This window comes from Shewanella mangrovisoli, assembly GCF_019457635.1.
GTDB lineage: Bacteria > Pseudomonadota > Gammaproteobacteria > Enterobacterales > Shewanellaceae > Shewanella > Shewanella mangrovisoli.
The window spans coordinates 961,507-988,228 of sequence record NZ_CP080412.1 but is presented as its reverse complement, the minus strand read 5'-3'; the positions used below and the strand labels follow the sequence as shown (position 1 = coordinate 988,228).

Genomic DNA, 26,722 nt, shown 5'->3' with positions numbered 1-26,722 from the left:
TTTGTTTTTTGTTTTAGACACGCGAATATGTCCAATCACCCATAGCGTGAGCTTTGGCATTGTGCGCACTGTTTAGGAGCGAATATGGGATTTTTTAACAGTATTTTTGGTAAAAAGGCGCCGCCAGCGCGTGAACTCAATCATCCCTCTGCGCTCAAGATCGGCGATATGATCTCCATCGACAATAGTTTTGCTCTGCCGCCACAATTGCGCGGTCAACAACTGAAAGTCGAAGCGGTGAATACCTATGAGTTTGAACGCAATCAGCAAACCGAGTGGGTACTTAAGGGTCATGGTAGGGAGACGCTATTTTTGAGTATTGAAGAAGACGATGAAACTTACCTCGCCTTCTCTATGAAAATTACCCGCGCGCAAGTGGAACAGTTATTCGATTTAGAGCAATTCAGTACCCTGTTCGATGAACCAGGCCACGCCGAACTCACCACCCTAGAGTTGTCGCCACAGTTAGCCGAGCAGCTCGAACAATGGCTGGGTAAGCAATACCATCAAGTGACCTTTGCGCTGTTTGGCTATTTTCACCGCGAAGACTACCGCGGCCTAAAACCGCCGCAGGATGCCAATGGTGCAACCGGCGAGCCCTTCGAATATTATTTACTGCTCGATGATGACGAAAGCCGCGCGGTAGAAGTCGAAGTGTATGAGGGTGGCGATACCGATGTGGTACTGACCTTATACCGCCCCCTGTCGGACATTCGTGACTACTGGCCCGGTCAATAAAGTTTGGCATACGATAAAGTGCGCGACTCGCACTTTATTGCTTAAGCCATTACAATCCCAATTAAATTCGCTCGAATTGTACGGTTGATAGCAACAGGTAACGCCTAATGAGTAAAACGAAACACCCTCTCCCAGAGCAATGGCAAAAGAACCAGCAAGCCGCAAAAGCGACGCAAGTGGCCTTCGATCTCGATGAAAAGTTTCAATATTCTATTCGTAAAGCCGCGCTCGATGCGGGTGTCAGCCCTTCCGATCAGATCCGTACCATTTTAGGCTTAAGTGTTTCAAAACGTCCAACGCGTCCCCGCTTAACCGTCTCTCTCAACGCCGAAGATTATGTTCAACTCGCTGAAAAATACGGCCTTAGCGCCGATTCTCAGCTTGAGATTAAACGACGCGTACTCGAAGACTTAGTACGCTTTGTCGCCGAAGATTAATCGCAGTTACGCCTCTAAGCATTTAAGTGCCCGACAAACCTAAGTCGGGCGATTTATCACAAAGTTAATTTACTCATAGCGTAAACTCTTTTACCTTAGACATTCGCCTTAAAACACAGGGATCATGTTAGGCATGACAGATAAAACCCCTTGGTCGCTCCGCTCTTTGGGTAATCCATCTCCCTTCGAATTCGCCATGATGCTGTTGTCGCTGCTTTCGGTCATCATAGTGTTAGTGATGACCTTTGGCCGACTCGACAAAGAAACCTACCGATTACTGTTTTTTATCGATACCACGATTTGCATGATTTTTATGGTTAACTTTTTCGTTGGCCTGTTTCGCGCACGCGATAAAGTTTTTTATCTGCGCCATCATTGGATCGATTTTATCGCCAGTATTCCCGCCATCGAGGCACTGCGCATCGCGAGGGTGTTCCAAATTTTGCGGGTAATTCGTTTAATCCGCATGAGTCGCTCTTACCTTATTCCCTTGATAAAGCAGCGTAAACAAGCCACCCTCGCCAGTTTACTGGTCGCTATGGTGACCATTTTAACCTTCGCTTCTATCATCATTCTGATAGTCGAAAGTGGCACCGAAGGCGCCAATATCCAAACTGCCGAGCAAGCCATATGGTGGGCCTTAGTGACGATTTCGACCGTGGGTTATGGCGATTTTTATCCCGTCAGCACCGCGGGGCATATTGTGGGCGGTATAGTGATTGTCAGCGGCGTGAGTTTTTTCGGGGTGATTTCGGGTTATATGGCCTCGGTTTTTGTCGCCCCCGATGAAAGTGAGCGCCAAGAACGTCAAGACGCGCATAAGGCAGAGATTAAAAGCGAACTCGAAATGGCTCTTGCCAGAATGGAAGAAAACCAGCGGCAGATGGAGCAAAATCAAGCGCAGATGCTGGCCAAAATTGCCGAGTTAAAACAGGCATTGGAAGCCCAAAAAAATTAGGAAGGCATGGCCTTCCTAAGCTTCATTCTATGGGGTGATGACCAATCGGCCATTTACCAATAGGTCGTTTGCGTCATCGCGTTTTGTCTCGACGCCTCCATCGCAAAGAGTAAGCTTTGCTGCTTAGCCTCAAGCCAGTCGCTTAGGTCGATGCCAAGGGTTTGCGCCGCCTGCGTTAATTGCTGATAACAAGCTAAGGTTCTAATCCCTAAAACTAAATCCTGCCAAGGTACCCTAAAGGCATCGCGGGATTTTGCCTCATACAAAAGCCCATAGGCTTGTCCCACTTGAATACTCTCATCGAGTAACGCTGCGCACTGCAAATAATCCTCGGCTGTCATTGTCTTATCGCTTGGCATCGCAGCCAAAACCGCCTGCCATGATGCTTCCTGCGCATGATCAGCATGGTGGGATAATCCAAGCTCTGCGGGTAGCTCTATGTTACCCGCGCTGAGCGCCAATAGGATCTCGACAATCGCTAACTGCAATTGACCGTATTCTACTCTTTGCCAGAGTGAGTCTAACCGCCCAGAGATATCCATGGCCTCAAATTGCAGCTGTAGTTGTTGCATCAAGGCTTGACGGGCATCGTGCCGAGTAAATAAACCTTTTTGACTGCCCAGCAAGGCCACTAGGGCCTGTGCCTCCTCAATGAACACCAGCTGGGATTCAATCAGAGTAAAGTGCTGCATCAAAGTAGTGTTAGCGAGGCCAAACTGGCTCAGCGTCATCCGTAATAAACGGATACAGGCGCGCATCCGCCACCATAGGGCAATGACGGCTTCGTTATCTTGTTCTTCGGCAATCATGGCTTCGAGCAACTGCCAACGTTCGAGCGCAGTTTCCAGTAAGACTTGGCAAGTGGCGATTAAATCCTGTTGGTGGGGCTGATGAAGGTTGAGATCTTCAGGCACGGGCAGTGGTAAATACTCGAGTGCACTTAAGGTTAGCGGCTTAGATTGCCCCGCGAGTCGATAGCCGCGCTGCGCCTTACTGGCTTTACCTAAACGGACAGGGACGCTATCGGCCACTTGCGTCGCCAAAGTTAATAAGGCACTGGCATCCCCCGACAATAGCTCAAATTCGAGTTCGCAGAGGGCTTCATGCTGACCATTAGCGGTAATGTCCCCCGTGTCCAAGGCTACCTCGATAAGGCTCTCTCCGAAACTCACATGCCAAGCTCGGCGATAAAAATCGGTGTGAAATACGCAGCCCAGCGCCGCTTGCACTGAGGCTAAATCGGCATTCGCGGGCCAGATATTGGCGGGAAAGAGGCTTAAATTTGGGCTGTCAGCATCAATGGTGACGTTATATTCGGGACGAGAATGGATCCCGCCAACCACTTGCCCCGCCGTCTTAATGGTTTGCTCTTTGTGACCATCGAACCCGCGCACCCTTAACCCCATGTCCCATTGGCGTAATTGTAATCCGGGTGTATCAAAGTAACCGTTGCTTAAGCGGCGCTTTCCCTGCGGAGTGGCGTTTGGCAGGCTATCTAACTTATTTATCAAGGATTCTTGAAACTTAGGGAGGAAAAACAGTTTTAATTCTATCTCTGCATTCATTGCGGCACCGCTCATTTTGTCATCAAAGATTCATTGATGCGTCACTTTTAGTTCATAATGTCACAAATGTGTCATAAAAATCCCGTAGGATTTGGTTTTGAAGTTGGTATATAACCCGTTAGAATAAAGCTGTGATTTTTTCTCAAAAAACACAGTTTCAATACGCGGACGCATAGGGTAACATGCGCCCGCTTTTTCCAATCATGGAACAATCTAAATAGGTAAACGGCAATGCCAGTAAACTCTATTTTGGGCGTGTTTGCAAAATCGCCAATCAAGCCTCTTCAAGAGCACATGGACAAAGTCTACGATTGCGCATCGTTACTGGTCCCCTTTTTCGAAGCCACCATCACAGGTAACTGGGATGGCGCAGTTCAACTACGCAAGCAAATCAGTTTAGCGGAAAAGCAAGGTGACTCACTCAAGCGTGAAATTCGCCTCACACTGCCAAGCGGTTTGTTTATGCCAGTTGAGCGAACAGATCTATTGGAACTACTGACTCAACAAGACAAAATCGCTAACAAAGCAAAAGATATCTCTGGTCGTGTTATCGGCCGTCAATTATTAATCCCTCAGGTCATGCAAGTGCCCTTTATTGCGTATCTACAACGTTGTATCGACGCAGTAGGTCTTGCAAAACAAGTCATTAACGAACTCGAAGATTTGCTTGAAGCAGGTTTCCGCGGTCGTGAAGTCGACTTAGTGGCTAAAATGATCAACGAACTCGATATCATCGAAGAAGATACTGACGATCTACAAATTCAATTACGTCGTCAACTATTTGCATTGGAATCAGAATTGAATCCTGTCGATGTGATGTTCCTCTATAAAACGATTGAATGGGTCGGCGGTCTTGCAGATCTTGCCGAACGAGTCGGTTCGCGTCTTGAGCTTATGCTGGCTCGCGTTTAATAAATAAGGTTATCAAGGTATCAATATGGTTGATGCAGGTATGGAGGTGGCTAACGTCTTAGCCACTAATGGGCCGTGGCTTATTGCCATTGCGGCCGCGTTTGGTTTTCTAATGGCGTGGGGTATTGGTGCGAACGACGTGGCCAATGCAATGGGAACCTCTGTGGGTTCCAACGCTATTACTATTAAACAAGCGATTATTATCGCAATGATCTTCGAATTTGCTGGTGCTTACTTAGCCGGCGGCGAAGTAACCAGTACGATCCGTAACGGTATTATTGATTCAAGCTACTTTACCCAAACCCCTGAATTGCTGGTATACGGCATGATTGGCTCGCTGTTAGCCGCAGGGATTTGGTTAGTTGTCGCATCAGCCTTAGGCTGGCCAGTATCGACCACTCACTCAATCGTGGGTGCGATTATCGGCTTCGCGGCTGTGGGTGTGGGTACTGAGTCTGTTGCTTGGGAAAAGGTAGGCGGTATCGTTGGCTCTTGGGTCATCACCCCTGCAATCTCTGGCTTTATGGCTTTCATTCTGTTCCAAAGCACGCAAAAACTGATTTTCAACACAGATAACCCACTCGCTAACGCGAAACGCTATGTGCCTTTCTACATGGCATTTGCGGGCTTTATCATGTCGTTAGTCACCATCCTTAAGGGTCTATCACACGTTGGTATTCACTTAAAAGGTGCCGAAGCGTACTTGTTAGCCGGTGTGATTGCGCTGATCGTGGGTATCGTGGGTAAAGTGGTGATTTCTCGTTTAAAAATGGATGAGAAAGCCACCCATAAAACCATGTACGCTAACGTTGAAAAAGTGTTTGCTATCCTGATGGTGCTCACCGCCTGTTGTATGGCGTTCGCCCACGGTTCAAACGACGTAGCTAACGCGATTGGCCCATTAGCGGCGGTTGTCTCTGTGGTAAACAGTGGCGGTCAAATTGCGTCTAAGTCTGCGTTAGTTTGGTGGATCCTGCCTTTAGGTGCCGTTGGTATCGTGATGGGTCTGGCAATCTTCGGTAAGCGCGTGATGCAAACCATTGGTAAAAACATCACTCACTTAACCCCAAGCCGTGGTTTTGCTGCCGAATTAGCCGCAGCATCAACCGTAGTTATTGCTTCTGGTACTGGTTTACCTATCTCTACTACACAAACCTTAGTCGGTGCGGTATTAGGTGTGGGTATGGCTCGTGGTATTGCTGCAATCAATATCGGTGTAGTGCGTAATATCGTTGTGTCTTGGGTGGTAACCTTACCTGCGGGTGCGGGTCTGTCGATCATCTTCTTCTTTATGATTAAAGGTATCTTTAACTAAGAAGCCAAGGTGACTATGGCAAGCTTGCCGTAGAAACGCACAAAACACACAGGAATCGCTAGCATGGATGCGGCAAAGTTGAGGGAAGTCTATGACTTCCCTCTTGCATTGCAGGCCTCAAATCCCTAGCATGTGGTCACTATTTCGTTGATGAGAATACAAAAGTGTTAAGAATGCTGACTCTGGTGGGAATGATGTTACTCTCCCCCAACCTGCTGGCCGAAGGCCAACCCCGTTATATCTCGGACAACGTGTTTCTTTATATTCTCAATGGTCCGAGTACAGACTACCGTATCTTAGGCTCGATTGAAGCGGGACAACCTATTACCTTATTGGGCGAAACCCAAGGCGATTACTCCAAAATTGTCGACCACAAGGGACGCGAAGGTTGGGTACCAACTAACATGATTAGTTCTACCACCAGTTTTCGCGAGCAAGTATCGTCACTCACCAGTGAACTGGCTGAAGCCAAGGCAAAACTGGACGAAGTGATGAGCTCAACCGATAACCATGCCGATGAAGTGGCCGAGCTTAAAGCCAAGCTGACAGAAGCCGAAGCTATGCTTAACAAAACCACTCAAGAGCGTGACAGTTTAAAAGTGGCCGTGGACCGCAGCGCTCAGGAAGCACAATTTGCCCTATGGCGTGAAGGTGGTTTGATAGCAGCGGCCGGTTTAGTGGTCGGAGTGATTTTGGTGTATCTACCAAGACCGCAGCGCCGCAATAAAAAGCGTTGGATGTAAATTTTTACGCAAATCCGCTGAAAGTAAAATCAAAAGCCAGTGTTTTCAAACACTGGCTTTTTTGTCAATCGAGCGTTACATCTAGCGCGTAACAAGCTAATCAAACAATCTTCACATTCTTTCACGCTATAGTGTTGTCCGTCACATTTTGGTTGTATAATCTGCGCGCGCAAAGCTTCATATTGTATACAAAATATCAAATGCGTTTCGCGCCCCCCATTTTTGTTTCAACAATAGAGCCCAAAACAACTGGCCAAGATGGAAGCGATTACTATGTTCAAAGCGAGTGAAGTGCTGGCAGGCCGCTACGATTCTGCCAATCTCGACGAACTGTTCAAAGCCGTCACCGACAACTACATTGTCGATGAAGAACAATACTTGTCAGAGCTAATCAAACTAGTGCCCTCCAGTGATGAAGCCATCGAGCGCGTCACTCGTCGTGCCCACGAACTGGTCAACAAAGTTCGTCAATTCGATAAGAAAGGTTTAATGGTTGGCATCGACGCCTTCCTGCAGCAATACAGCTTAGAAACACAGGAAGGGATTATCCTGATGTGTTTAGCCGAAGCTCTGCTGCGTATTCCCGATGCGGCCACCGCCGACGCCTTGATTGAAGATAAACTCTCAGGCGCGAAATGGGATGAACACTTAAGCAAGAGCGATTCGGTACTGGTTAACGCCTCCACTTGGGGTCTGATGCTCACTGGCAAAATCGTCAAACTCGATAAAAAAATCGATGGTACGCCAAGCAACCTGTTAAGCCGTTTAGTGAATCGTTTAGGTGAGCCTGTAATCCGCCAAGCCATGATGGCGGCGATGAAGATCATGGGTAAGCAGTTCGTTCTCGGCCGCACCATGAAAGAAGCGCTCAAGAACAGCGAAGACAAGCGTAAATTAGGTTACACCCACTCCTACGATATGCTAGGTGAAGCCGCGCTGACGCGTAAAGATGCCGAAAAATACTTTAACGATTATGCCAATGCGATTACCGAGTTAGGCGCGCAAAGCTATAACGAAAACGAATCACCACGCCCAACCATTTCTATCAAGCTGTCGGCACTGCACCCACGTTACGAAGTCGCTAACGAAGACCGTGTACTGACCGAGCTGTATGAGACCGTTATTCGCTTAATTAAGTTAGCCCGTGGTTTAAATATCGGTATTTCTATCGACGCCGAAGAAGTTGACCGCCTCGAGCTCTCGCTCAAACTGTTCCAAAAACTGTTTAATTCTGACGCCACTCAGGGTTGGGGCTTACTCGGTATCGTAGTGCAAGCTTACTCTAAGCGCGCCCTGCCAGTGCTGGTATGGTTAACTCGTCTAGCGAAAGAGCAAGGCGATGAAATTCCGGTTCGCTTAGTGAAAGGCGCTTACTGGGATAGTGAGCTGAAATGGGCACAACAAGCTGGCGAAGCCGCATACCCACTCTACACCCGCAAAGCTGGTACCGACGTATCTTACTTAGCCTGTGCGCGTTACCTGTTATCTGACGCCACCCGCGGCGCGATTTACCCACAATTTGCCAGCCACAACGCGCAAACCGTTGCGGCGATTTCTGATATGGCTGGCGATCGTAACCACGAATTCCAACGCCTACACGGTATGGGACAAGAGCTGTACGACACTATTCTGTCGGAAGCTGGCGCGAAAGCGGTACGTATCTACGCCCCAATCGGCGCCCATAAAGATCTACTGCCCTACTTAGTGCGTCGCCTACTGGAAAACGGTGCGAACACCTCGTTCGTACACAAGCTGGTCGACCCGAAAACCCCTATCGAGTCTTTAGTGGTTCACCCACTGAAAACCCTGACAGGCTACAAAACCCTGGCTAACAACAAAATCGTTTTACCTACCGACATCTTCGGTAGCGATCGCAAAAATTCCAAGGGACTCAATATGAACATCATTTCAGAAGCAGAGCCATTCTTCGCGGCCTTAGACAAATTCAAATCGACGCAGTGGCAAGCGGGCCCTCTGGTTAATGGTCAAACCTTAACTGGCGAGCACAAAACCGTGGTGAGCCCATTCGATACCACTCAAACTGTAGGTCAAGTGACCTTTGCCGACAAGGCGGCTATCGAACAAGCTGTCGCCTCTGCCGATGCAGCCTTTGCAACTTGGACTCGTACTCCGGTTGAAGTGCGCGCCTCCGCCCTGCAAAAGCTGGCGGATCTATTAGAAGAAAACCGCGAAGAACTGATTGCTCTGTGTACCCGTGAAGCGGGCAAGAGCATTCAAGACGGTATCGACGAAGTGCGTGAAGCCGTAGACTTCTGTCGCTACTACGCGGTGCAAGCTAAGAAGCTGATGTCAAAACCTGAACTGCTCCCAGGCCCAACGGGTGAATTAAACGAACTCTTCCTCCAAGGTCGCGGTGTATTCGTGTGTATCAGCCCATGGAACTTCCCACTCGCTATCTTCTTAGGCCAAGTATCGGCAGCCCTCGCTGCGGGTAACACTGTCGTTGCTAAACCTGCAGAGCAAACCTCTATCATTGGTTACCGCGCAGTGCAGTTAGCTCACCAAGCGGGTATCCCAACGGATGTGCTGCAATATCTACCCGGCACAGGTGCTACCGTAGGTAACGCACTGACGGCTGATGAGCGCATCGGCGGCGTATGTTTTACCGGTTCAACTGGCACAGCCAAACTCATCAACCGCACACTGGCCAACCGTGAAGGCGCCATCATTCCGTTAATCGCCGAAACCGGTGGTCAAAACGCTATGGTGGTTGACTCTACTTCTCAGCCAGAACAAGTGGTTAACGATGTAGTGTCTTCATCCTTCACCAGCGCGGGTCAACGCTGCTCGGCGCTGCGTGTACTCTTCCTACAGGAAGATATTGCAGACCGCGTTATCGATGTACTCCAAGGTGCAATGGATGAGTTAGTGATTGGCAACCCAAGTTCAGTGAAAACCGACGTTGGCCCAGTTATCGATGCGACCGCGAAGGCTAACCTTGACGCCCATATCGACCATATCAAGCAAGTCGGTAAGCTTATCAAGCAAATGTCTCTGCCAGCGGGAACCGAGAATGGCCACTTTGTGTCACCAACCGCCGTTGAAATCGACTCAATCAAAGTGCTTGAAAAAGAACACTTTGGGCCAATCCTGCACGTGATCCGTTACAAGGCATCTGAACTTGCCCATGTGATCGATGAAATCAACAGCACAGGCTTTGGCTTAACTTTAGGTATCCACAGCCGTAACGAAGGCCATGCCCTCGAAGTAGCTGACAAGGTTAACGTGGGTAACGTGTACATCAACCGTAACCAAATCGGCGCTGTGGTTGGCGTACAGCCTTTCGGCGGTCAAGGTCTGTCTGGCACAGGTCCAAAAGCGGGTGGTCCACACTACTTAACTCGCTTCGTGACTGAAAAGACTCGCACTAATAACATCACCGCCATTGGTGGTAACGCGACCCTATTGTCACTGGGTGATAGCGAAGCCTAAGCTTGCTCACATCTTCAGCTTTAAGCTAAGACCATTACATAAAGTTAAGGCCAGACACTGTCTGGCCTTTTTATTTCATTAGTCAAAATCAAAGTCGTGGGGCTTCACCCCACACCCGACCAAGGAGGACTGCTCGTCCTATCCTCCTTGGATGCTCCAAGACGCCCCTAACGGAGTTGAAAGCCCCTTGTGCTCATCGCCAAATTTGCTATCGCTTCCGAAGGATGCGTCCCTGCACCTGCGAAAGCTAGCTCGCCATCCATGGCGAGACTCACGCAATTTGTCTATTCGCCCTGCGGCAACTCCGAGGGGAGCCGTATTCTGTTGCTTCTGAGTTAGCAGTTAATAACTAGAAAGTGGTGCCTTTCCAATTATTACCCCTCATATTTCTTCAGCGCGGCAAGTGAAACGCTTGAACTGCTATGTGAACTTCTCTATTCAGGTCGCCATTAATATGGAATCGGAATTGATACCAGCCTTCTTCAATTTCCTTTACAAAACCTAAATGGTTGGGATGCTCCGAGGTTGAATTTTTTATTGTTTCAAGCACCATGCTTAATTCTTTATTGGGCACAAACATCACCACAGCAGCTTTCGAATCTCGCCAAGTTAAATAGGAAAGCAACTGTGTGATAGTCTCTAAATAACCTTTTTTTCCGTGCCAATATTTCAACTCGGCTACAAAGACGTTCGAGTTTTCATGTCGTAGAAGTATGTCTGTTTTACCCTTTTTATTGAAGGTTTCACCAGTTGCTGACCCTTCAAAGTTTGGCTCCAAGATCAGAAGAATGTGATCTCGAAGGTGTTCTTCATCTTTTCCAGCATATGTACTTGGCAAACGCTCAAACTGCTTACCTACATCGTGAATGATCTTAAGAATTTGTCGATAGATTGCATCATCAAGCGTTGGTTCCGGTTTGTAGCCTTTAGCAGTGACCTCTGGCTTTGGTTTACTGGAAATGACAGGTGTTCGCTTGGCAGGCACCGAGAATGTTGATGGCGTCCCTGTAGCTTTTCGAACGGGAATACCCAACGCAGAAATAACATCGTGTTTTTTAAGTAACTGGTTTTTTCTGTCATCGAATGCTTGGCTGAGCAGTGCTTCTAACGAATCGTTAAATTTCGCCAAATCATTTGTAAGGTACTGATTTTGAGAAACAATCAGAGATACAACATTATCAGCCTCACTTTTGATCGCATGAGCTTCTTTATTGAAATTGATAATTTCAAACCGAACCTCCTGACTTGCAACCATGATTAGCGGGGGGGACATGCTGTAGGTGCTTGCACGAACTTTAAGAAGCTGGCTATCACCTGTAAATGGAAGATGAAACATATATACATCTCTCGGGTAGGATCGGCCACTTTCGACCCAATATGAATTAGGATGCCGTTCGGCAAGAATCATCCGTTCTTCAACGGATACAGACAGTTGTTCACGATAAATTTCCAACGGCTGGATCCAGTACTCAGAAAGCAAATGTTCAATGTACTCGGCTTTATTTACGTTAAGGATGTAGTCGTCAGTTTGACTCTTAATGGCCTGGAGGGCTTGTTCCTTCCTGTTCTCTATGACTCTAAATCCGTCCAATTCTGAGAACGCAGAAAAAATGTTGTGTCCGTAACGACTCATATGCTCTCCAATTACTTATAATTTTCTTAGTATTTATACGCTGTTTACCTAATTAGTTTTGTGAAAACGCGCACTGTTAACTATTTGTATAAAAAATAACTTATCAGCATTTTATTAAATACACCATCAGGAAAGCGAACAAGACTGTAGGATAAAAATCGTTCAAAATTTTTCTGATTTAAAGACAATTTAATGTGCACCCATTTTTAAATGTTCAGTTATTGATAACTCACTTTCGGGTTTATGAATGGTTAGGGTAATTGAGCATTACCATAAATTGACCATTCACAGCATGGTAAAGCTCCTCTTTTGGATCAGCAGATTACGCTGATTTTCAAAAGGCAAACCATGGTAAGAGGCGAGACGACCGTCCGCCCCATGGACGGGGCGGTCGAGCATCCACGGACGGACTCGCTGCGTGTCGGTGAGTCATTACCATGATTTGCCTCACTCATATTTTTGGACTGACGCCAATCATAACGTCCTCTCAGGAATACAAGGTTCAACAAACCGCCATTCACTCTATGGTTACTTTTTAAGTTATTGTGTGAACAACAGCTTTAGCATGAACTTTTAAGCCTATTCCTCCCATATGAACCAGCTCTAAAGCAGGACCTCAAAACGACCAATGTGAGCAGCTTCAAATTGTGAATATGCTAGATTTGAAAGCGATATGAGGGGATTGCGCCTAAGAGATAAAAACCTTCATAATCGCCATTCGATCAATCGATTTTTACTTTCTCAAAGTCACTTTCTCAAGGCAACTATGACATTCTCGCTATTAGATATTTCTGCATTGACGTGGTTTATCGTTTCTTGGGCTGGCTATACCGCCTTTGCCCGACGTAAGGCGAAGGATACCGACTGTATTGCCCGTGGCCTGCATAAACACAGGATCTACTGGATGCTCGAGCTGATGACTCGAGGCGTGCGCGTCGGCGATGCGGCGTTATTAGCTAACCTTGAGCGTAATATTGCCTTTTTTGCCTCGACTACGCTGTTCGTGCTCGCGGGGGTATTAACCTTATTTGCCCAAGTTGAACGCCTCGAGGCCGTGATCGCGACTATTCCCTATGCTACGCCGCCGAACCACTCCTTAGTCCAAGTGAAGCTGGCGCTATTAGTAGTAATCTTTGTGATGGCGTTTTTCCAATTTACTTGGTCGATGCGCCAATACGGCTTTGTGAACGTGATGATTGGCGCAGGCCCTATGGATAGCGAAGGCGCAAATGACAACCTCAAAGCCTACGCGCGGCAAATGGCGACGGTGCAAGACCAAGCCGCTCATTCCTATAACTATGGTCTGCGGGCTTACTACTTTTCGATGGCCGTTCTCTGCTGGTTTGTGCACCCGATACTGTTTATTTTGGCCAGCCTGTTTGTGGTGGTCACCCTCTATCGCCGCGAATTTAAATCCCGCGCCGTGATGGCCATTACCGCCGCCAAGGCACATTTGGGCAGCGAATATCAGGCACGAGAAGCCCAGCGCCAAGCCAAGTAGTTGCCAGCCAACCTCAGACTGCGCCCGCCAAAGCGCAGTGTGATTCTTGTTCTATACTCATTGGGTTAATCACCAATCAAAAATGGGAGTGAACCATGAGTGATAATCTGTTAACTGTGGATGAAGTGTGCAAGTTGCTGGATAAGAGTCCAGCAACGATTAAACGCTATGCGCGGGAAAACCTGCTCAGCAGCGTGAAAGACGGTGAAGAATTGCGATTCCCCGAAGAAGAGGTCAAACGTTACTTAGCCTTTTCGCAGCGCTTAGGAAGATAAGCAGCGCCTTGTATCGATTCACCCCCAAATGGACTTGGGATGCCTCGCTTATCCTTGTATAGCCATCTGTAACTGTCTGTAAGATAAGAATTCCCGTTGTGATTCCTCTAGCCCAAGCTCAGCGGCTAAGGCGAGGAGCTGCGCCTCATAGATTGGCAACATAGCTTCATCATTAGTCATGATAGCAAGCTCGGCAAAGTCGCCTAAGCCTTCGAGCCAATCAAGCGTTAAATGAAATTCCCCAAGAAAATACACGCTACGGCGTTTTTTAATCTCAAGCACACATTGATAACCTAAAGTACGCAGCATACTTTTGGCCTTGTCTGCATCCGTAATATTGACCGCCTCACAGCGGTCTTTCTCGGGCCCTTTCACTATCCACAGCATGATGCCAGAGGGCTGCATCTCGCGAATACACAGGCTTTTATGCTCAGCCGCTAAGGAGGCTATAGGTGAATCAAAATAGCAGTCATGCTCAAGATTATCCTCGAGCATCACCTCGGGGGATTTAGCGCTTAAGCGCGCCCAAAAGGCCTCGCGGTCTGTGAGTCGATACTTAAGCTCAACCTCAAACTTGCCATTAAAATGGGCGTTAATTTGCGGGGCTAATTCTTTTGGTACTAAGTCTTTTGGTGCCAATTCTTTTGGTACTAAGTCTGCTGGCATTGGATTATTCATCTAACGGCTTTACTCCTGCTGCACATATTTCTCACCCAGTCGACATCCCGACTCAAGCTAAACGACGATAGAGCGCCTGATAGGCGGGACAAGTTTGCAGTAACTGCTCATGGTTGCCCGATGCCACAATTTGCCCCTCGGCGAGGAGGTGAATTTGGTCCATCTTGGCCATCGCCGTTAATCGATGGCTGATCATTAGCAGGGTTTTATCCTTTGCAAATTCAAGCAGTAAACTTAAGATCTCCCGCTCGGTGCGTTTATCTAAGCCCTCAGTTGGCTCATCTAACAGTAACAAAGGCGCATCACGTAGTAATGCCCTTGCCACGCCGATACGGCGCTGCTCGCCGCCCGATAACTGCCTGCCGCCCTCGCCAATCCACATATCAAGAGGCTTGTCGCCTTTGAGCAACTCGCCTAAACCAACCTGCTGTAAGACTTGGATAAAACGCTCGTCATTCGCGGTACGCTTTTGCCCTTCTGGCACAGGCAAGGCAATGGCAAGGTTCTCCCGCAGCGTGCCCGCATACAGGTAAATCCGCTGGCTTACCACAGTCATCGCCGATCTTAAGGCGGCCTCGCTATAGTCCGTCAGCGGCTGACCATCGAGGTAAATTTCGCCACGCTGCGCCTGCCATTCACGGGTGATTAAGGATAATAAACTGGATTTGCCGCAGCCCGTGGCGCCCAATAACGCCACTTTTTGCCCAGGCTGTACTGTTAAGGATAAGCCCTGCAGTACGCTCTGATTGTCGTGATAGCCAAAGTGGATATCCGTCATCTGCAGCCCGCCCAATGTCACCTTGAGCGTTAAATCTTCGCTAAAACGAATATCGCTTTCCTGCTCGGTGATTTCGTGAATTCGCGTAGCCGCCAGCACGCAGCCCGACAAATGTTGGAAGGCGCCGGCGATTGGCATCATCATTTCGACGCAGGCCATAGTGGTAAACACCATCAAGGCAAACATCGGACCGGGAGGCACGGCATCGCCCACGCCATTGGCGGCTAAAAACAGCATCATGATGAGTGCCGAGCCCGTCGCGAGGATCAGCATGGCTTGGCTTAAGGCGGTGATATTCGCCATCGCCCCTTGGCTAGCAAATAACGCCTGCTCGGCATCGTCGAGCTTGTGTCTGTATCTGTTACTCGCACCAAATAGACTCAGCTCTGCTTGGCCCTGCAACATCTCAAGCAACTGCACCCGATATTGGCGTTTGGTTTCCAGCATATTGCGACTTGGCTCATGCCCAAGCCGATAAAACAGAAGTGGTAGCAGCAACCAAACCACCACTAAAAACAGGCACAAACTTAGAGCCAGCTTGGCATCAAACCATGCGAGGAACAGATACAACAATGCCGTCATCAGCAAGGAAGCCGCCATCGGCGTCAACAATCGTAAATACAAATGGTCGAGTGTATCTATATCTGCTACGAGGCGGTTGAGCATATCCGCACGGCGCAGCCCCTGCAGATTTTTAGCGCTGAGCGGGAAAAGTTTTCGCCACGCCCAAACTCTGAGTTCCGTCAGTAACTTAAAGGTCGCCTCATGGGTCGCGAGGCGCTCACCGTAACGGCTGGCCGTTCGCGCGATAGAAAGGAAACGCACGCCACCCGCGGGGGTAAAAAAGTTAAAGGATTGGGAGCCGATAACCGTTAATCCCGCTACCGCCGTCGCCGATAAAAACCAGCCCGACAGCGACAATAAACCAATCCCAGCCATAAGTGTGGTCAGGGTGAGCACTAGCCCAACGACCATCATTAACCATTGGTGGGAGAACAACCGAATAAAGGGAAGGAGTATTTTCATTGTGCGGCTCCTTCGGTTGTCCCTAACGCAATATCGCTGTGGGTATCAGGCATGGGCGATTCCAGCCCAATATCGGCTACTGACTCAGTATTTTCATGCAACATGATTTGGAATAACCCCGCCTCAGTAGACAGCGTCGCAAAATCCCCCCGCTGGACTATCTTGCCTTTATCGAGCACCAGGATGGACGACATATGATCCAGCTGTTCGACCCTGTGGGTCACCATAATGCCCATCTTTCCCGCCATCGCCGCTTTTAAGGTGCGGCTGACGAGTTGTTCGCTGACGCTGTCTAAACTCGCCGTCGGTTCATCGAGAATAAAGACCTGCGCGGCCTGCCCCAATGCCCGCGCGAGCGCAATACGTTGTGCCTGCCCGACCGATAAGGTCGATGACTGCTCGCCTATCGGCATGGCTAGACCAAGGGATTGGCTGCGGACAAACTCATGGATATTGGCCTGCTCCAGCAATTGCCACACCTGCTCATCCGTCATTTCGGGATTGGCTAAGGCGACGTTTTCCCGCACTGTGCCATGGAATAACTGCGGCTCCTGCCCAAGCCATGCTAACTGCTGCCGCCAATGGGCAAGGTCGAGGCTCGCGAGTTCAACGCCATCGATTAGCAGCTTGCCTTTATAGGGCAAAAATCCTAATAAGGCATTGAGTAAACTTGTTTTACCGGCGCCGCTTGGGCCAACCAGAGCCAAGTGTTCACCCTGCTGCAACTCAAAACTGATGGGGCCGAGCAAACGACTGCCATCGGTACTAAAGACTTCCAGATCTTTAACGCTAAGGTGAGTCAGCTTATCGAGTCGCGTCTGCTGCCCTAGCTTGTCCTGCGAAGAGTCTGGTTCAGAATCTGGCTCAAAACTCGACTCTGGCTTAGAACCCGGCTCTAGTTTAGAACCCGACTCGGGCTCAGGAAGTTCCAGCAGAGTCATCAATGCTTGGGCAGCGCCAATCGCCTGCGCTTTAGCATGGTAGTGAGTGCCCATATCCCTAAGGGGCTGATAAAACTCAGGCGCCAAAATTAAGATAAATAAGCCGACAAACAGGCTAAAAGGTAAGCCTTCATTCGCATTAGGCCCAAGTTGAGCGTGCGCGCCATAGTAACCAAAATCGAGGTGACCTAAATAACTGAAACCAAAGTAAACCGCTAATACGGCAATCGATACCGCGGCAAAAAACTCCAGTACCGCCGAACTTAAAAAGGCCATGCGCAGAACAGACATAGTACGACTACGGAACTCCTCCGAGGCTTTTTCGATAACCTTAAGTTCAGCATCCCCCCGATGGAACAGTTTTAAGGTCGAAAGCCCTTTTAATCTATCCATAAAATGGCCGCTTAATCTGGCTAAAGCATTGAAGTTTTTACGGTTAGCATCGGCCGCGCCCATACCGACGAGGATCATAAACAGCGGGATAAGTGGCGCGGTTAACAGCAAAATCAGCCCCGCCGCCCAGTTGATGGGAAACACGGCGATGAGGATCAATAAGGGGATCACGCCAGCAAGGGTCATTTGCGGTAAATAACGGGCATAAAAATCTTGTAAATCTTCTACTTGCTCTAAAACTATGCTCGCCCAACTGCCTGCGGGTTTACCTTTAATAAACGCAGGCCCGAGCCGAGTTAACTTATCCATTACCGCACCGCGGATCTGTTGGCGTAAGCGCTTACCCGCTTCAAAACTGGCGCGCTCGCGGCCATAGGCGAGTAAGGCTCGCAGCAACATTAAGCCAATCAGGGCCATAAAATGTGGCAGATAATCGCTAGCCCCAACTGTAGATTGTGCTTGAGTGCTATTCGCTCCCTCAGTCAAAGCCTGCAAGGCATTACCAACAATAACCCCATCGAGAAGTGTGGCTATCAGATAAGCCTGCGCTATCAATGCAATAGCACTTAACATTCCACACCATACGGAGAGCTTAACAAACCAGCCACAGGCTTTTTTTTGAGACTTGAGCCAAACGAGAAGGGACTTTTCTAACGACTTATCCATGGTGCTCCAACAGAAACTAGCAAAGCAGTAGGTTGTAGAAATAGGCTAAACACTGAATCCCCCCGAGGGGCTTGCAAGTGTTGAAAAGGTTCGATAGGGACGCAGTATCGCAGGCATCCAAGGTAGATGAAACCTTAGCGGAAGCTTTTGTTAGCCTATTCACAAAAATGAGATAAAGATCAATAAATTCCCAAAGTACGGGAACCCTGAGCCAACTCTCGCCGCCAGCTTAATCAATCGGCCTTAATTATTGCTGAGCGCCGTATTTGACTAACACATGCCAGAGCAGCTTGAGTTCGTGTGCCACCTGAGCGCGGTTCCCCCGCTCGCGCCAATGCTGGGGCGAATGGTATAAATCCCGCGCCGCCACGCCAATGGCATAGGCATCGACACGCTCATCGATAGCGATTCGGCTCGCCAAGGATGGCATAGTCGGTCCACGGAAATCACTGGGGATCTGCGCCGTGTGCAGGCTAAAGCCATTATGGTACTGCAGCTCGATATCATAGCGATCGCAGAGCTTGCTCAAGGTGGCACCAATTTCAGTCCCTTTAAAACTTGGATCTGCTACCAGCATGGCAATATCTTCATCGAGGGACACATCACCGTGGATCTGTGCCTCAATGTAATGGTCGAGATTGTTCGACATCGGCCGTTCAAAGCGCGACAGCAGGGAAGAATTCAGTTGATGCGCCAAATAGTGGATCACGTTTAGCGGTTTAAAATCCACTTTACCCAAGGCATAGTGGCGCTCAAAACTCTCGGTGAGCAGCGCCGCCAATACATCATCAAAACAGGATAAGGTGCCCTTTTCCTTAGGGTTACGGTAGGAATCTAAATAAGTGAACGTCGAGCGCGTGAGCAATTGCGAATGGGTCAGCAAATAACAGCTGCCAAAACGCGGGGCAGGACCATCCTGCCACATACCTAAGTCCAAGGCGCCATACTTAGGTCGAGACTTAGTCCCCTTGTAAGCATCGCCAAAGAGTTGATTTTCCCAATGATCCCTTGGCCCACCTAACTCGGGGGATAACTGTCCGTTGGAGATATGGGTTTCGAATTGGCTACGGTATTGACCATCACGCAATAATCCTTCGGCCACTGTGATGCCGCGGCTATCGATTCTATCTGGATGAAAATGCAGTGCGACTCGGCCACAGTGTAACAATTGCTTCAGCGCCGCTTGCATCTCCTGCATGGGAATGTTGGACATCTGCTGCACGTTTCGAATAACCGCCACGGCCTGTTCACTTCGGCTACGAGCGAGGCGTTCAATATGCTGTATTGCTGTCATAATCCACCTGCCATGGAGCGTCAATATGCCTAATAGGACACATCCTAAGAATTCAATGGTGCAGAGTTCAAGCTGCAAGGGGAAATATCCCCGGTTATCTTTACTAATCTGATTTACGACAACGTCACGCTAATGTCTTTGCAACCTATTGAGGATGTTTGTTAATTTTACCCCAAGTTGAATTACTTAGAAGCAATGAAATTAACACAAGCGTGATCTTTCCCTAAATACTGAACAAGATACTGATAGGTCGATAAATTAGCCACTCCTGAATCGGCTTTTGCGCCAGATAAACAACAAACCACTTTCAAACATGGCGATCTAGCGCCTCTTCATGTAAGCTGCACGCCCGCCAATTCGGCCATACTACTGCTGCGACCCTTTGCTGCCACAAGAGACCCATTAATGAGTTTTTCCTCCCTAGGTTTATCTGCTCCAATCCAAAAAGCCGTGACTGAACAAGGTTATGACACACCCTCGCCCATTCAAGCACAGGCGATTCCCGCCGTACTGACGGGTAAAGACGTGATGGCTGCGGCCCAAACGGGGACAGGAAAAACCGCAGGCTTTACCCTGCCGTTGCTCGAATTACTCTCTAAAGGCAATAAAGCGAAGGCGGGACAAATCCGCGCCTTAGTGCTCACCCCCACGCGCGAGTTAGCGGCTCAAGTAAGCGAAAGTGTTGAAACCTATGGTAAATATCTGCCATTACGCTCAGCGGTTGTCTTTGGTGGCGTGCCGATTAATCCTCAAATTCAAAAGCTACGCCACGGGGTAGATGTACTGGTCGCCACGCCAGGACGATTATTAGATCTTGAGCAGCAAAAGGCGGTGAAATTTAATCAACTCGAAGTCTTAGTGCTGGATGAAGCGGATCGCATGCTCGACATGGGTTTTATCCGCGATATCAAAAAAATCCTCGCCATGTTGCCCGCTAAACGACAAAACCTGATGTTTTCGGCGACCTTCTCCGATGAGATCCGCGAGCTTGCCAAAGGCCTAGTGAATCAACCAGTAGAAATTTCAGTTACACCACGCAACGCCGCGGCAAACACAGTCAAACAATGGATTTGCCCCGTCGATAAGAATCAAAAATCGGCGCTGCTTATTCAGCTCATCAAGCAGGAAGACTGGCAGCAGGTATTAGTGTTTTCACGCACTAAACACGGTGCCAACAGACTGGCTAAGAGTCTTATTCAAGCCGAGATCAGCGCCGCCGCTATCCACGGCAACAAGAGCCAAGGCGCACGCACCAAAGCCTTAGCCGACTTTAAGAGTGGCGAAGTACGCGTACTCGTGGCGACCGACATTGCGGCGCGCGGGCTCGATATCGACCAATTGCCACAAGTGGTGAACTTCGATCTGCCCAATGTGCCCGAAGATTACGTGCACCGCATTGGCCGCACCGGCCGTGCTGGCGCCTTAGGCCAAGCCGTATCCTTAGTCAGTAGCGAAGAAACTAAGCTGCTCAGGGACATTGAGCGTTTGATCAATCGCGTGCTTGAAAGGCAGGAAGTTGAAGGCTTCAGTCCTGTCCATGCGCTTCCCGAATCGACCCTAAATGCCCATGGTAAAGAGAACAAAATCAAAGCCGTGGCGAGCCAACGTAAGCACCGCAGTGCGGGTAAACCCGCACCAAGAGCCGGTTCGGGCCGCGATGCTCGTAAAACGCCTGCACCTAAAACTGCAGACAATGGTGACTTAGCACAGCAAAAGGGCCAAAACGCGCAGCCAAGCTCAGGCCAGCGTAGCAATCAAGGCCAGCGTAGCAATCAAGGCCTGCGCAGTCACTCAGACCAAAGAAGTAATCAAGGCCAGCGCAGTCATCAAGGTCAACGCAACCAGCAGCAAGAGCAACACAATCAGCAAGGCGAGTCTAAGCGTCCGCAAGCGGCAAAAAACGCTGAGCACAGGAATGCACCTGCGACTGCCGAACAGGCCCGCTCGCCAAAACCACAGGATAAATATCCGCAACGCGGTAAAGGCTCTGCTAACTCAGGCAATAGCGAACATAAGGCCAATCGTGAGCATAAAGCCAAAGGCCAATCTCATTCAGGCTCACAGCAACGCAGTCAACAGGCTCGCCATCACGAAGGGTCTAGCGAAAAGACAAACCAAGGACAGCGTCGCCAAGGCAAGCCACAGGGACGAGTTCAACCGAGTACAAACTCCACCGCGAATGCCCCTAAAAAGTAATCATATCGCCCAGATAATCGCGGTAATGGTGTGAAGTAAGCAAGTTGCCACACTTATCACCACATTAAATATAATGGCAAAACCGTGGGTTAGAGCAATGTGATACCTTGAGTGAAGCTCCATAAAAATGCCCAACTTTATAAGCTGGGCATTTTTTATGGATGTCACACACGCTGAAATCTAGACGATTCGAACCTTAAACTGCTGCATCCCCTCCCGCAACGAATTCGCCTGTTGCGATAATGACTCACTGGCTTTAGCCGTTTCGAAGGCACTATTTAAAACGAGCTCCCCCGAATCACGTATCGCATTAATGCGTTCGCTAATATCCTCCGCCGTGACCGCCTGCTCCTCACTTGCGGTCGCTACCTGCGAGTTCGCCTGCGAAAGTTGCGTCAATGCATCTAAGATCTCAAATAAGTTCTGCTTAATTTGATTAACCAGTACAGATGACTCACTGATTTGACGTTCATTTTCCTCAAACGAACTCACAGCCGATTTAGCATCGACCACTAAGGTTTGGATAAGCTCACTGATTTCCTGTGTTGCCGTTTGGCTGCGAGTCGCTAATGCTCGCACCTCATCGGCCACCACGGCAAATCCTCGGCCTTGATCGCCCGCCCGCGCCGCTTCAATCGAGGCATTTAACGCCAACAGATTCGTTTGCCCGGCAATCGCATCCACTACCGACACAAAGTTTAAGATCTTGCCCGTACTGGCCTGTAATTGCTGAATAAGTTGACTCGAATGTTGAGCGCTAACGACCAATTGTTGAGTGATTTTCTCACTAGCCTCAACAACGCCACAGCTCTCCTTCGCTCTGTTTTCCGCCTGCCCCGCCGAAAAGGATGCCGTCTCGGCGCTGCTCGCCACCTCGGTAATCGTCGCGGCCATTTGTGTCATAGAGGCGGCGACCTGATCCGTATTGTCCTGCTGTTTCAGTATCGCCTCGCGATTGTTTTCGGCCACCGCATTAAGCTCTGTGACCATCGAAGCGATTTCTTCACTACGGTCAACCACTTGCCCCACGGTTTTGCTTAAGGTTAATGCCATCTGATTCATGCTTATGGTCAACTCACCTAATTCGTCCTTTGAGGTGACGGCAAGTTCGTGGCTAAAATTTCCCGATTGCATTAAGGAGGCCGCATTACGCAGCTGGGTGATGGATTGCACTATGTAACGACTAGAAAGCAGTCCGACAAATAAACCGATGACGACCGCAATAGAGGAGATAATCATCATACCGTAGGCGGCCTTAATCTCTTCCTCTTCGGTCACAGATACCGCCGTCTTCGTCATTTGCTCCAATTGCAGCGCAAATTGGCTTAACTCGGTATTGAACTCTTTTTGCGTTTTCTCTAACTCATCAACTCGCTGCGCTAACAGGGCAGACTCCTGTTTTTGCTCAATTCCCGCTATCACAGCCACTAATTGCGCGTCGTAGTGACGAAAGCCTTGGATGATGTTGGCAATCTCTTGACTCAATTGTAGGGTTTTGTCTCGTAGCTCAGCGGGTTGAGATAATTTAAGCGCATCATTGAGCATGGTTTGAGTCGATTGTAATTCATGATTTATCAACTCTTTATGCTTTATCACGTCGGCAATAAAACCATCTATCAACCTTTGTTCGGGAGAGACTTTAATGTCCGAGGCGCGAAAAGCCTTTTCGAGGATAATTGAGCTTTCAAGCTGTTGAATCGTCACATCGGTAGACAGTCTAACGAGTGGAATATTCTCGGTCGCAATACCATGGACTTCGTCCGACACTCGCTTCATTTTCAGCAAACTAAAGCCTGATAACAGCAACATCAACACTAGCATCACCCCAACGAGGGCAAACATCTTATGCTTGATGCTGAGATCTTTTAAAAAACGGCCCATAAAACCTCTCTCCATGAATAGTGCTGCTCATCCTTTATTTAGGATAGTCGCAGTTTTCAACAAGAGCGGAAGAATTGAAGCTAAACTCAAGAAAAAACTAACTTATATAGAAACACTTGAGCACAAAACCTCCCATTTCCTTTGGTGTTTGACCACAAAGGAGAGAGCTTAAATCGCTTCATCTTTGGCGTATTTCAACCCCAGTAACCACAGCAACAATAACGGGAAATTAGCCCGCGAAAACTTGCATTCGGCGGGGAGATAACCGAAGATCCCAAAGCCTTTTTATTGCGTAAAGCCCCAGATGACACACTCAGCCTCGACCGACACTGCATTGCCCGATAGCCATAACCAAATCCGCGCGCAATTTCCTACCCTCTCGCAAATGTTGGGCGACTATCCCCTGTGTTATCTCGATACTGCGGCCACCAGCCAAAAGCCGCAATCCGTGTTAGATGCCATGGCGCAGTATTACCTGAACGACAATGCCAATGTGCACCGCGCGGCGCACCAATTGTCGGCGCGCGCGACTTCTAACTACGAGAAGGTCCGCGATGAGTTACAAGGATTTATTAATGCTAAGCGCCGCGAAGAAATCATCTTCACCCATGGCACCACTGAGTCGATCAATTTAGTCGCCTATGGCTTAACGCAACAGATTGCAGCGGGCGATCTGATTTTGATCGATACCGCCGCCCACCACGCCAACATAGTGCCGTGGCAAGAATTGGCAAAACGCACGGATGCCATCATTAAACCTATTCCTCTCGAACAGGATGGCAGGCTCGATCTTCATGCCTATCAAGCGCTGCTCGCCCTCAAGCCAAAGGTAGTCGCCCTGTGCCATGTGTCGAACGCCTTAGGCACAGTGAATCCTGTTGTCGAGTTAGTGCAGCAAGCCAAGACGCAGGGGGCGATCACCTTAGTCGATGGGGCGCAGGCGGTTGCACATTTAAGCTTAGATATGGCCGCCATCGATTGTGATTTTTATGTGTTTTCAGGCCACAAGATGTATGGTCCAACCGGCATTGGCGTGCTGTATGGCCGCTTCGATAAGTTAGATACGCTCACCCCGCTGTTAACGGGCGGTGAGATGATTAAACGAGTGAGTTTCGATGGCTCCGAGTTTGGCAGTTTGCCTAATCGCTTAGAGGCAGGCACCCCGCCCATCAGTGAAGTCATCGGCCTAGGCGCCGCAATCCGCTTTTTGCAACAACACTTAACGCCAGCGGTTCAGGCCCACGAGGCAGAACTACTGCAGTATTTACAGCAGCAGCTGCGCGCCCTCGGAGATGTGCATCTCTATGCTGCCCATAGTGATAATCTCGGTGCGGTTGCCTTTAATCTGGGCGATGAACATCATCAAGATGTCGGGATTTTATTAGATCAACAAGGCGTTGCCGTGCGCTGCGGCCATCACTGCGCCATGCCCTTGATGCAAAGCCTTAACCTGAAGGGTTGCTGCCGCGCATCGATTGGGATCTACACCAATAAAGCCGATATCGACCGCTTTATTGCCGCCTTAGCCTCAGTCAAAGAGTTGCTGCTCTAATCCGCTCGCTAAGGGCTTACATCATTGCGCCATCAGGCAACACGCTTAAGAGGAGGACATTTTCCCCATGACATTGCCAATCATGCCCGCTGCCACCGAGTTTGATTACTCCGTTGAGGATTCATCAAGCCTGTTAGCCCGTTTTGAGCAAGCGCCAAACTGGCAGGAAAGATATCGCCAAATCATGTTATTAGGTAAAACCTTACCGAGTTTAACGGATGAATTTCGCCTTGAGGCCGCCCAAGTGAAAGGCTGCGAGAGTGATGCCTGGCTGTACCATATTGAGCAAGACGCTAAGCATTATTTTCTGGCCGATAGCGATGCGCGCATCGTGAAGGGGTTAATCGGTTTACTGCTGAGTGCTTGTCACGGCAAACAGAGCGACGAGATACTCGCCTTCGACCCTTCCACCTATTTCAAACAATTAGGGCTTGAGGGCCAATTAAGTCCCTCGCGCACCAATGGCTTACATGCCTTAGCCAAGGCAATGATTGATGCGGTAAAACCCTAAATCAATCTGCGGGTTAAATCGGTAAAAGAGGGATTTAATCAAAGACTTCTACGCCTTAACAGGGTATAAAGAAGTAAAAATTAGCTTCATCTGAAGGAGAGCGCACGCCCATGAAGGCTGTTAATCAAGATCGTCGAACGCTGTTAAAAGGGATTGGCGCCGCCACGCTACTTTGCCCCTTTACCAGTTTCTCCAGCCTTGCTGCGCCGCGCTCTCGGCGCTTATATATCGATGGTTTATCCTTTTTACCCGATGACTTAGCCGATGTCCCCGCATCTGGGCTCGATGCCTTTTTATGTGATATCTCCGCCATCGAAACCATTGAACAAGCCGACGGCACCTTAAATTACAAACGCACTTACAAAGCCTGCATGGAAAGCATCCAACAAGCCGCGAAACGTGTCATCGAACACCCTGACATTCTCCTGCAAGGCTTAACTGGACGCGATATCCAATTGGCGAGGGAGAGCAATCGCACTGCGGTTTTCTTCCAAATCCAAGGCGCGGATTGCGTTGAAGAAGACAGCGAGGCTAACCAATGGGCCCGCGTCGATGAGTTTCACCGCCAAGGTCTGCGAGCACTGCAGCTGACCCACCATTACGGCAATACCTTTGCGGGCGGCGCCCTCGATAACGATGCCAATGGCGGACTCAATAAACCTCTTACGGCACATGGCCGTGCACTGATTGAAAAACTCAATCATGCCAATATCTTAGTCGATGTCAGCCACTCCAGTGCCCAAACCGCGTTAGATGTTGCCAAACTCAGCCGCGCGCCCATAGTCCAAAGCCATGGCGCGGCGCGTGGTATTGTCAAACATGCTCGTTGTAGCCCCGATGAGGTGATCCGCGCCATTGCCGACTCAGGCGGCGTGTTCGGAGTCTTTATGATGAGCTTTTGGCTCACCAATAATGCCGTCCCGACCGTTGATGACTATATCCGCCAGTTAGAATATATAGCCCGTATCGGCGGGGTCGATTGTGTCGCCATCGCCAATGATTATCCGCTCAGAGGCCAAGAAAATCTGTTAGCCCTGAATAACGACAATGCCCAGGGTGTGAAGGAATATCAGGAATGGTGGTACAGCCTAAGGGCTAAAAAAGTGTTAGGTTTTGATGCTGAGCCAAGGCATGTGGTCATTCCCGAGTTAAACCATATCGAGCGTATGAGCCGTATCGACGATGCGTTAGCTAAGGCCCGCTTTAAGTCGACCGATCGCGACCGCTTTATGGGCGGAAACTGGCAAAGAGTGCTCAATCAGGTACTCATCTAAGC

Annotated in this window: 20 protein-coding genes; 13 read left to right on the top strand and 7 right to left on the bottom strand. The window is 49.1% G+C overall.

The genetic code is table 11. The features are described 5' to 3' along the window. Positions 1-84: 84 nt before the first annotated feature. The 3 genes from K0H60_RS04405 (at position 85) to K0H60_RS04395 (ending at position 2,133) form a co-directional block, all read left to right on the top strand. Positions 85-738 (top strand): DUF4178 domain-containing protein, encoded by a 654-nt coding sequence (locus K0H60_RS04405; RefSeq protein ID WP_220057395.1) that lies wholly within the window; start codon positions 85-87, stop codon positions 736-738. Positions 739-845: 107 nt separating this feature from the next. Continuing rightward, positions 846-1,175 carry a hypothetical protein gene (locus K0H60_RS04400; protein ID WP_011715971.1) on the top strand — a complete coding sequence of 110 codons (330 nt, stop codon included), beginning with the start codon at positions 846-848 and terminating at the stop codon, positions 1,173-1,175. A 133-nt stretch (positions 1,176-1,308) separates the two neighbouring features. Next, the gene (locus K0H60_RS04395; RefSeq protein ID WP_011715970.1) at positions 1,309-2,133 is read left to right on the top strand and encodes an ion transporter; all 825 of its coding nucleotides are present in this window, start codon (positions 1,309-1,311) and stop codon (positions 2,131-2,133) included. 53 nt (positions 2,134-2,186) lie between these two features. On the opposite strand, the gene K0H60_RS04390 is transcribed toward K0H60_RS04395, so the two are convergent. Next, complete coding sequence (locus tag K0H60_RS04390) at positions 2,187-3,698, bottom strand: CYTH domain-containing protein (protein WP_220057394.1); 1,512 nt, start codon at positions 3,696-3,698, stop codon at positions 2,187-2,189. A gap of 231 nt (positions 3,699-3,929) precedes the next feature. Here K0H60_RS04390 and K0H60_RS04385 point away from each other — a divergent pair, with 231 nt between their 5' ends. The 4 genes from K0H60_RS04385 (at position 3,930) to putA (ending at position 10,121) form a co-directional block, all read left to right on the top strand. Next, a complete protein-coding gene (locus K0H60_RS04385; protein WP_011623862.1) occupies positions 3,930-4,610 on the top strand; it encodes a TIGR00153 family protein in 681 nt (226 codons plus the stop codon). Between the two features lie 25 nt (positions 4,611-4,635). Next, positions 4,636-5,925: an inorganic phosphate transporter gene (locus K0H60_RS04380; RefSeq protein WP_220057393.1), complete on the top strand. Its 1,290-nt coding sequence runs from the start codon at positions 4,636-4,638 to the stop codon at positions 5,923-5,925. Between the two features lie 194 nt (positions 5,926-6,119). Then, positions 6,120-6,668 (top strand): TIGR04211 family SH3 domain-containing protein, encoded by a 549-nt coding sequence (locus tag K0H60_RS04375; RefSeq protein ID WP_011715967.1) that lies wholly within the window; start codon positions 6,120-6,122, stop codon positions 6,666-6,668. A 258-nt stretch (positions 6,669-6,926) separates the two neighbouring features. Beyond that, a complete protein-coding gene (gene putA, locus K0H60_RS04370) occupies positions 6,927-10,121 on the top strand; it encodes a bifunctional proline dehydrogenase/L-glutamate gamma-semialdehyde dehydrogenase PutA (protein ID WP_220057392.1) in 3,195 nt (1,064 codons plus the stop codon). A gap of 391 nt (positions 10,122-10,512) precedes the next feature. Here putA and K0H60_RS04365 read toward each other — a convergent pair whose 3' ends face one another. Next, positions 10,513-11,754, bottom strand: coding sequence for a PDDEXK family nuclease (locus tag K0H60_RS04365; RefSeq protein ID WP_220057391.1), 1,242 nt, complete (start codon positions 11,752-11,754; stop codon positions 10,513-10,515). Positions 11,755-12,520: 766 nt separating this feature from the next. Between K0H60_RS04365 and K0H60_RS04360 the strand changes: the two genes are divergently transcribed. Both K0H60_RS04360 and K0H60_RS04355 read left to right on the top strand, forming a co-directional pair. Further along, positions 12,521-13,255 (top strand): DUF599 domain-containing protein, encoded by a 735-nt coding sequence (locus K0H60_RS04360; protein WP_011715964.1) that lies wholly within the window; start codon positions 12,521-12,523, stop codon positions 13,253-13,255. A gap of 95 nt (positions 13,256-13,350) precedes the next feature. After that, a complete protein-coding gene (locus K0H60_RS04355; RefSeq protein WP_011623867.1) occupies positions 13,351-13,530 on the top strand; it encodes a helix-turn-helix domain-containing protein in 180 nt (59 codons plus the stop codon). Between the two features lie 48 nt (positions 13,531-13,578). Here K0H60_RS04355 and cyaB read toward each other — a convergent pair whose 3' ends face one another. The 4 genes from cyaB to K0H60_RS04335 all read right to left on the bottom strand — a co-directional run bounded on the left by cyaB (position 13,579) and on the right by K0H60_RS04335 (position 19,306). Beyond that, positions 13,579-14,208: a class IV adenylate cyclase gene (gene cyaB, locus K0H60_RS04350; protein WP_220057390.1), complete on the bottom strand. Its 630-nt coding sequence runs from the start codon at positions 14,206-14,208 to the stop codon at positions 13,579-13,581. A 52-nt stretch (positions 14,209-14,260) separates the two neighbouring features. After that, the gene (gene cydC / locus K0H60_RS04345) at positions 14,261-16,012 is read right to left on the bottom strand and encodes a heme ABC transporter ATP-binding protein/permease CydC (protein ID WP_220057389.1); all 1,752 of its coding nucleotides are present in this window, start codon (positions 16,010-16,012) and stop codon (positions 14,261-14,263) included. Continuing rightward, positions 16,009-18,012: a heme ABC transporter permease/ATP-binding protein CydD gene (cydD, locus tag K0H60_RS04340; protein WP_220057388.1), complete on the bottom strand. Its 2,004-nt coding sequence runs from the start codon at positions 18,010-18,012 to the stop codon at positions 16,009-16,011. The genes cydC and cydD overlap by 4 nt, the downstream gene beginning before the upstream one ends. A gap of 247 nt (positions 18,013-18,259) precedes the next feature. Then, positions 18,260-19,306, bottom strand: coding sequence for a DUF3626 domain-containing protein (locus tag K0H60_RS04335; RefSeq protein WP_220057387.1), 1,047 nt, complete (start codon positions 19,304-19,306; stop codon positions 18,260-18,262). Between the two features lie 405 nt (positions 19,307-19,711). On the opposite strand from K0H60_RS04335, the gene K0H60_RS04330 reads away from it, so the two are divergent. Next, entirely contained in the window at positions 19,712-21,502 is a 1,791-nt protein-coding gene (locus K0H60_RS04330) for a DEAD/DEAH box helicase (protein ID WP_220057386.1), read from the top strand. 180 nt (positions 21,503-21,682) lie between these two features. Here the strand turns inward: K0H60_RS04330 and K0H60_RS04325 are convergent, their stop codons facing one another. Next, positions 21,683-23,383, bottom strand: a complete 1,701-nt coding sequence (locus K0H60_RS04325; protein ID WP_220057385.1) for a methyl-accepting chemotaxis protein — start codon at positions 23,381-23,383, stop codon at positions 21,683-21,685. Between the two features lie 304 nt (positions 23,384-23,687). On the opposite strand from K0H60_RS04325, the gene K0H60_RS04320 reads away from it, so the two are divergent. The 3 genes from K0H60_RS04320 (at position 23,688) to K0H60_RS04310 (ending at position 26,720) form a co-directional block, all read left to right on the top strand. Next, the gene (locus K0H60_RS04320) at positions 23,688-24,935 is read left to right on the top strand and encodes a cysteine desulfurase (protein WP_220057384.1); all 1,248 of its coding nucleotides are present in this window, start codon (positions 23,688-23,690) and stop codon (positions 24,933-24,935) included. 67 nt (positions 24,936-25,002) lie between these two features. Beyond that, positions 25,003-25,446, top strand: coding sequence for a SufE family protein (locus tag K0H60_RS04315; protein WP_220057383.1), 444 nt, complete (start codon positions 25,003-25,005; stop codon positions 25,444-25,446). A 110-nt stretch (positions 25,447-25,556) separates the two neighbouring features. After that, positions 25,557-26,720, top strand: a complete 1,164-nt coding sequence (locus K0H60_RS04310) for a membrane dipeptidase (RefSeq protein WP_220057382.1) — start codon at positions 25,557-25,559, stop codon at positions 26,718-26,720. The last annotated feature ends 2 nt before the right edge of the window (positions 26,721-26,722 follow it).

Bases quoted from the DNA above. Each gene is read 5' to 3' on its own strand.
- cydD (WP_220057388.1), bottom strand. From the start codon at position 18,012: ATGGATAAGTCGTTAGAAAAGTCCCTTCTCGTTTGGCTCAAGTCTCAA.
- K0H60_RS04400 (WP_011715971.1), top strand. From the start codon at position 846: ATGAGTAAAACGAAACACCCTCTCCCAGAGCAATGGCAAAAGAACCAG.
- K0H60_RS04310 (WP_220057382.1), top strand. From the start codon at position 25,557: ATGAAGGCTGTTAATCAAGATCGTCGAACGCTGTTAAAAGGGATTGGC.
- K0H60_RS04320 (WP_220057384.1), top strand. From the start codon at position 23,688: ATGACACACTCAGCCTCGACCGACACTGCATTGCCCGATAGCCATAAC.
- K0H60_RS04385 (WP_011623862.1), top strand. From the start codon at position 3,930: ATGCCAGTAAACTCTATTTTGGGCGTGTTTGCAAAATCGCCAATCAAG.
- K0H60_RS04335 (WP_220057387.1), bottom strand. From the start codon at position 19,306: ATGACAGCAATACAGCATATTGAACGCCTCGCTCGTAGCCGAAGTGAA.
- K0H60_RS04375 (WP_011715967.1), top strand. From the start codon at position 6,120: ATGTTACTCTCCCCCAACCTGCTGGCCGAAGGCCAACCCCGTTATATC.
- K0H60_RS04405 (WP_220057395.1), top strand. From the start codon at position 85: ATGGGATTTTTTAACAGTATTTTTGGTAAAAAGGCGCCGCCAGCGCGT.
- K0H60_RS04325 (WP_220057385.1), bottom strand. From the start codon at position 23,383: ATGGGCCGTTTTTTAAAAGATCTCAGCATCAAGCATAAGATGTTTGCC.
- K0H60_RS04355 (WP_011623867.1), top strand. From the start codon at position 13,351: ATGAGTGATAATCTGTTAACTGTGGATGAAGTGTGCAAGTTGCTGGAT.
- cyaB (WP_220057390.1), bottom strand. From the start codon at position 14,208: ATGAATAATCCAATGCCAGCAGACTTAGTACCAAAAGAATTGGCACCA.
- cydC (WP_220057389.1), bottom strand. From the start codon at position 16,012: ATGAAAATACTCCTTCCCTTTATTCGGTTGTTCTCCCACCAATGGTTA.
- K0H60_RS04330 (WP_220057386.1), top strand. From the start codon at position 19,712: ATGAGTTTTTCCTCCCTAGGTTTATCTGCTCCAATCCAAAAAGCCGTG.
- putA (WP_220057392.1), top strand. From the start codon at position 6,927: ATGGAAGCGATTACTATGTTCAAAGCGAGTGAAGTGCTGGCAGGCCGC.
- K0H60_RS04365 (WP_220057391.1), bottom strand. From the start codon at position 11,754: ATGAGTCGTTACGGACACAACATTTTTTCTGCGTTCTCAGAATTGGAC.
- K0H60_RS04390 (WP_220057394.1), bottom strand. From the start codon at position 3,698: ATGAATGCAGAGATAGAATTAAAACTGTTTTTCCTCCCTAAGTTTCAA.
- K0H60_RS04360 (WP_011715964.1), top strand. From the start codon at position 12,521: ATGACATTCTCGCTATTAGATATTTCTGCATTGACGTGGTTTATCGTT.
- K0H60_RS04380 (WP_220057393.1), top strand. From the start codon at position 4,636: ATGGTTGATGCAGGTATGGAGGTGGCTAACGTCTTAGCCACTAATGGG.
- K0H60_RS04395 (WP_011715970.1), top strand. From the start codon at position 1,309: ATGACAGATAAAACCCCTTGGTCGCTCCGCTCTTTGGGTAATCCATCT.
- K0H60_RS04315 (WP_220057383.1), top strand. From the start codon at position 25,003: ATGACATTGCCAATCATGCCCGCTGCCACCGAGTTTGATTACTCCGTT.